Raw genomic sequence first — 5,285 nt, 5'->3', positions numbered from 1 at the left:
TTCTCAACAATAGGGAAACGCAACTCCTGATAACCGTAGCAAGCTATGGTTTTTTTAACGATGTCTTCCAGGGTTTGCCAAACTGCGCTAATGTCCGGGGTAATGTCATTCATACCACGGATTGCTTGAATTACTTTTGACAAAACGATAAACCTCTCGAATTAATTCTTATTGTTAATTCTTGTTTTTAATAATCTATGGGTCGATGTATTTCAGCGGAAATTATATCACTACACTCCAATCCATTTTGTCTTAACCTGTCAGTTTCTCTATAGAAACCTTCTGGTCCTGATTGGATGAGGACGCTACGCCGTTCTCAGAAACGCGCAGTGTAACATGTGAGGTGTTTTCATTACGGCCTTGCACTCGCTTATCAATTTCCGCGCGCACAACTTGTTCCAGCTCGTTGACTAATTGTTCGTTATCTACCTTGTGGTCCGGCTTGCCATTAACATACAGCAAATTGGGCGAGCCACCAGTTAGTCCAATATCAGCTTCCCGTGCTTCGCCAGGGCCATTGACGACGCAACCTATAATGGCAACATCCATAGGCTCAAGAATATCTTCCAGGCGCTCTTCCAGCGCATTTACCGTTGAAATTACATCAAAGTTCTGCCTTGAACACGACGGGCAAGCAATAAAGTTAATACCTTTGCTACGAATGTGCAGACTTTTAAGAATATCAAATCCAACCTTGATTTCTTCTACCGGGTCAGCCGCCAACGATACACGAATCGTGTCACCGATACCTTCAGCCAGCAACATTCCCAGGCCGATCGCAGACTTCACCGAGCCTGAGCGCATACCCCCTGCTTCGGTAATTCCCAGGTGCAGCGGCTGTTCTATTTGAGCCGCCAGTTCACGATAGGCCAGCACTGTCATAAATACATCCGAAGCCTTCAGGCTGACTTTAAAATCCTGGAAGTCCAGTCGGTCCAGAATATCGATATGCCGTTTCGCGGATTCAACCAGTGCCTGTGGAGTTGGCTCGCCATATTTTTTTTGTAGCTCTTTTTCCAGTGAGCCTGCGTTGACACCAATACGAATGGGTATATTACGATCTCGCGCAGATTCAACGACGGCTCGCACCCGGTCCTCGCGGCCAATATTACCGGGATTTATCCGTAAACAATCGACGCCCAGTTCTGCTACCCGCAATGCAATCTTGTAATCAAAATGTATATCGCTGACCAGGGGAACATTCACCTGTTTCTTGATTTCACCAAATGCTTCAGCAGCATCCATTGTTGGCACCGATACACGTACTATATCCGCTCCAACCGCTTCCAGTGCTTTTATTTGATTAACGGTACTTTTAACATCGGTGGTTTCAGTGTTGGTCATGCTTTGCACCGCAATAGGCGCACCGCCACCAACGGGTACGTCACCCACCATAATTTGCCGGGCTTTCCGGCGCTTGATCGTATAAACAGGCTGGCTCATTTAATTAGTTACTCTTCTTCCACCGTTCCATAGTTCTCTGCTTTATCCGTAGCAGTATTCCCGGTTACTAAACTACGCGGCGGAGTTTTCAGTGCGCTCGGTTGTTTGCCTCCATCCATTAAGAATCGCGCTACAGGCCTGGATTGAAGGGAGGAAATATCATAGGGTTCACCATTGTACTGAATACTGACTCCAGGGCTGTAACCCAGCAATACTTCAAAGGGCGCAACACCTGTGACTGTATTACTACCCCCCGCCTTACCAAGTCGACGAATTAATGGTGCACCTGTCGCATCACGAATATCAATCCATGAATCTTCGGAATATTGCAGAGAAATACTTACCATCTTCTGAGCATTTTCCTGTAATTTTTCAGTCACTGCGTTTTTGCTACCTGTTGCAGCTGAACCGTCGGTATTACTTTCTGACGCTGACTGACCGGGAAGAGCCAGCTTGACTATTTTTTTCTCGGAGTTAACTTGAGCCACCTGTGCTGATTCTGCGTTTTCATCAGCAAGTTCACCCGGTGTCGCTGTATCAATCGATGTATCTAAAGATTGCACTGAAGTACTTACTTGCATATTGGTATAAACCTGCCAGGCGATCGCCAGCACAACCGCCGCTGCCAATACAATAACCAGCATCCGCATGGGCTTGTTTTCCGTGCCATGGGAAACGGAAAAACTTTTTGGCAACATGCTGTCAACATGGCTATAACGGGCAGGAACTTTCTCCTGAACCTGCACAATTTCAGGCATGCTGGTGGATTCCTGTGACGCATAGTCACCGACAATTTCATCCGGCGGCAAACCGACCAGTTTCGCATAAGCCCGAATATATCCCGCCGTGTAAACAGGCTGAGGTAATTGATCCAGTTCGCCCATTTCCAAAGCTTTGACAAAACGCAAATCCAGTTTTAATTCTTTAGCAACATCGCCTTGCTCCATTCCCTGTTCTTCTCTGGCCTTGCGTAGTCGCTCCCATGGTGCAACTTTCGTGGACACCTCAGCGGATTCCGTCGTTTTGGATTCCTCAACTTCAGCCACATCACTCATGATTGATCCTCTTCCAGAGAGTTAAGCATCATTTGAAATTGTCTCGACTTCGGAAAATTAGACTGCAGCTGTTTCTTATAATTGGCCTCAGCATTCTTATCGCCCAGTTTACGTTCAACACGAATGCCTAACCACAAGCTTTCAGCGCTATGGGAGGAAACTGCTTCGTAGCGTTGCAAATAACCACGCGAAGATAAAAAACGATCTTGCTCAAAGCGAATTTCCGCCATATTGATTAATGCAGTCGGCAATTGTGGATTCAATTCAAGCGCCTTATTTAAATAGGCTTCGGCTTTCTTGGTATCAGGAATGCGGCGTATGCAGGCACCCGCGTTTTCATAGGCCAATTCCGGTGTTCTGTATAATGGCAGCTTAACTGCTTTCAGAAAATATTTTTCCGCTTCCTCCGGGCGATTCTGTTGACACAAGAATACGCCGTAATTGTTATAGGTACCGCCTTCATCAGGGCTCAAGCTAATAGCTTCCCGATAATGTTCATCGGCCAGCTCAAACTGACGCATATCTTTATAGACCAGGGCAATTGCACTATGCGCTGGCGCATAATTAGGCTGAACTTCAATCGCTTTCTTTAGCTTATCCAGGGCCACTTCCAGGTTCCCCTGTTCATAATAACCAACACCCAACTGTACCTGTGTTTCCACCAGGCGTTCGTTTCTTGCCTGTTCCTGCTTGTATTTTTCGATACTGGAACATCCTGCCAGTAATATTATTGCCGCTAGTATCGCAAAGTGTTTCATCAGGAAGCTCCTTGCGAAACGACCAGTGGAGGAAATTTATTTTTCGTACGTCTGGTTTTATCCATCACCTTACCAACCAGCTGACCACACGCTGCATCTATGTCATCACCGCGGGTTTTCCGGGTTATGGTAGTAAGATTATGTTTCATTAATACGTCTCGAAACCGATCTAGCGCATACTTTGAAGAACGTCGATAAGCGGTCTGCGGGAACGGATTAAAAGGAATCAGGTTTACTTTAGCTGGAACATCTTTTAACAAACGCACCAGTTCATGGGCATGCTTTAAACTGTCGTTAACACCATCCAGCATGACATACTCCACTGTGATGCGTCGCCGATCCTGCCCCACATACCGTCTACAGGCAGCCAGCACTTCCTGAATCGGATACTTTTTATTTAGCGGTACTAACTCATTACGCAGTTCATCATTTGGCGCATGTAAGGACAAGGCCAAACTAACATCGCTGACTTCCCGCAAGCGATCCAGCGCCGGAACAACACCAGCAGTACTTAGCGTCACGCGTCGCTTAGACAGGCCATAGGCGAAATCATCCATCATAAGATCCATCGCTTTGACGACATTATCAAAGTTTAGCAAAGGTTCTCCCATGCCCATCATGACAACATTTGAGACAATACGCTGACCTTGTGGATCAAAGCCCAACGCATGGTTGGCTACCCAAATTTGCCCAATTATTTCCGCAGTGGACAGGTTACGGTTAAAACCCTGTTGCGCTGTTGAACAAAAAGAGCACGCCAGCGCGCAACCAACCTGAGACGAAACACACAATGTGCCGCGTCCCTGCTCTGGAATGAACACTGTTTCTATGTGATTACCGGAATCTATTTCCAGCACCCACTTGTGGGTGCCATCTTCCGACTTCTGGTCTGTAATGACCCTGGGCACACGAATTTCGGCAATCTCTTTTAATTTCGCACGCAAATTTTTACTCAAATTGCTCATTGCGTCGAAATCATCTACCCCAAACTGGTAAATCCATTTTACAACCTGTGACGCACGAAAAGGCTTTTCGCCCAGCTCGCTAAAAAAAGCTTCCATTTCCTTACGCGACAGGTTGAGTAAATTAGTTTTGGCGGATGTTGTTTGCAACTTTTGGATTCTCTTCGTTTACCTTCGTTCTAACAAGTTTAGCGTGCTCGCGGTTTATCGTGTGCGAGGACATAATTCGTCATCAGAAAAGAAATAGGCTATTTCGACCTTTGCCGTGTCCGGGCCGTCCGAGCCATGCACGGCATTTTCATCTATGGTGTCCGCGAAATCCGCGCGAATGGTGCCTGCTTCCGCTTCCTGGGGATTGGTGGCTCCCATAATGGCCCGATTTTGCATAATGGCGTTTTCACCTTCCAGCACCTGGACCACTACCGGGCCTGAAGTCATAAATTCAACTAACTCATTGAAAAATGGACGTTCTTTGTGTACCGCATAAAAGCCTTCAGCCTGCTCTTTACTCAAATGCAGCATTTTTGAGGCTATTATTTTCAGACCAGCTTTCTCAAATCGGGAATAAATTTCACCGATGACATTTTTAGCCACTGCGTCGGGTTTAATGATGGAAAAGGTACGTTCTATCGCCATTTTTGGTACTCCAGGATACTTAACATTTGCTTCAAAATTTAGTTATTGCAGATTCAGGGCCGAAATGGCCAATTCTGCCTGTGTTATCAAGTTAAACGAGTAATTATAACTAGTATTGGCGGGAAATACCTAACTACCGTCGCAGTTCCTGATGTCTCAAAATTAGACCAGGAAGACGTGATTTTGATCGCAACAAGCGATAAAAAGTTTAATAAGCGGACGCTGTCGACGCGATTTTGATTTCAGAGCGGGTTTTGCGGGTAGCACCAAAATTGGTAGAGAAAAAACAGGCTAAAGTCAGGCGCACACCTGATTGAACCGGCATAACCTGGTGGGGAATATCGCCTCGATTCAACAATACCGAATATTTGGGTAAATTTACCCGCTTTTCCCCATCTTCCGGGTGATACAGCAAGAATTCACCTCCTTCG

General features: G+C 46.1%; 6 protein-coding genes. All 6 read right to left on the bottom strand.

Going from position 1 to position 5,285, the window contains the following annotated elements; translation table 11 throughout:
- Positions 1-252: 252 nt before the first annotated feature.
- Entirely contained in the window at positions 253-1,443 is a 1,191-nt protein-coding gene (gene ispG, locus ACWVCM_RS07050) for a flavodoxin-dependent (E)-4-hydroxy-3-methylbut-2-enyl-diphosphate synthase (protein WP_455201021.1), read from the bottom strand.
- 8 nt (positions 1,444-1,451) lie between these two features.
- Positions 1,452-2,498 carry a helix-turn-helix domain-containing protein gene (locus tag ACWVCM_RS07045; RefSeq protein WP_455201020.1) on the bottom strand — a complete coding sequence of 349 codons (1,047 nt, stop codon included), beginning with the start codon at positions 2,496-2,498 and terminating at the stop codon, positions 1,452-1,454.
- A complete protein-coding gene (gene pilW, locus ACWVCM_RS07040) occupies positions 2,495-3,256 on the bottom strand; it encodes a type IV pilus biogenesis/stability protein PilW (protein ID WP_455201019.1) in 762 nt (253 codons plus the stop codon). The genes ACWVCM_RS07045 and pilW overlap by 4 nt, the downstream gene beginning before the upstream one ends.
- Positions 3,256-4,368 (bottom strand): 23S rRNA (adenine(2503)-C(2))-methyltransferase RlmN, encoded by a 1,113-nt coding sequence (gene rlmN / locus ACWVCM_RS07035; protein WP_455201018.1) that lies wholly within the window; start codon positions 4,366-4,368, stop codon positions 3,256-3,258. The genes pilW and rlmN overlap by 1 nt, the downstream gene beginning before the upstream one ends.
- A 54-nt stretch (positions 4,369-4,422) precedes the next feature.
- Positions 4,423-4,854: a nucleoside-diphosphate kinase gene (gene ndk / locus ACWVCM_RS07030; RefSeq protein ID WP_455201017.1), complete on the bottom strand. Its 432-nt coding sequence runs from the start codon at positions 4,852-4,854 to the stop codon at positions 4,423-4,425.
- Positions 4,855-5,062: 208 nt separating this feature from the next.
- Positions 5,063-5,285: 2OG-Fe(II) oxygenase (locus tag ACWVCM_RS07025; RefSeq protein WP_455201016.1), on the bottom strand; the 223-nt coding region annotated here is incomplete at its 5' end.

It is taken from the genome of Kaarinaea lacus (genome assembly GCF_975902315.1).
The sequence above is the reverse complement of the archived record's forward strand: the minus strand, read 5'-3'. Positions and strand labels throughout refer to the sequence as shown.